Annotated in this window: 1 protein-coding gene; it reads right to left on the bottom strand. The window is 38.1% G+C overall.

The genetic code is table 11. The annotated features are described in order from the left end of the window. The coding region (locus M3Z76_RS19610; RefSeq protein WP_295657551.1) for an ATP-binding protein at positions 1-1,030 on the bottom strand (1,030 nt) is incomplete at both ends.

Here is a 1,030-nt window from a genome sequence, read left to right as displayed (position 1 = left end):
TTTATCAAGTTCTTTTAAGTGGTCTAATTCTAAGTGATAAATGCCAAGCTCTAAAGAACGAACCGCTTTTAATAATGATTGCTCTAAGTTACGTCCGATTGACATAACTTCACCAGTTGCCTTCATTTGTGTACCAAGTGTTCTGTTTGCTGATTCAAACTTATCAAATGGCCAGCGCGGAATTTTTGAAACAACATAGTCTAATGCTGGTTCGAAACAAGCGTATGTTTTTTGTGTTACTGGATTTATAATTTCATCTAATGTTAAGCCGACTGCAATTTTCGCTGCTAATTTTGCAATTGGATATCCAGTCGCTTTAGATGCTAGTGCAGATGAACGACTTACACGCGGGTTTACTTCGATTACATAGTATTGGAAGCTATGTGGATCAAGTGCAAGCTGAACGTTACATCCACCTTCAATTCCTAATGCACGAATAATTCGTAATGAAGTGTTTCGTAACATTTGATATTCACGGTCACTTAATGTTTGGCTCGGTGCTACAACGATAGAATCACCTGTATGAACCCCAACTGGATCGATATTTTCCATATTACATACTACAATCGCGTTATCATTTGAATCACGCATTACTTCATATTCAATTTCCTTACAACCAGCAATGCTCTTTTCTAATAAACATTGTGTTACCGGACTATGTTTTAATCCACCTGATACGATTTCAATTAGTTCTTCTTCATTACTACAGATTCCGCCACCTGTTCCCCCCATCGTAAATGCCGGGCGAACAATAACTGGATATCCAATTTCTTTTACAAATTCATGTGCTTCTTCTAGCGTATGAATAATAGTACTAGATGGAATTGGTTCATTTAATTCCTGCATTAAGGTACGGAATAGATCACGATCCTCCGCTTGCTCGATTGCTGATAATTTTGTTCCTAAAATTTCAACTCCGCACTCTTCAAGTATGCCTGATTTCGCAAGTTCAACAGCCATATTCAGGCCTGTTTGACCACCTAATGTTGGTAAGATTGCATCTGGACGTTCTTTACGAATGATACGGCTT

It is taken from the genome of Metasolibacillus sp. (assembly GCF_025291715.1).
GTDB classification, from domain to species: Bacteria; Bacillota; Bacilli; order Bacillales_A; family Planococcaceae; genus Metasolibacillus; species Metasolibacillus louembei.
The sequence above is the reverse complement of the archived record's forward strand: the minus strand, read 5'-3'. Positions and strand labels throughout refer to the sequence as shown.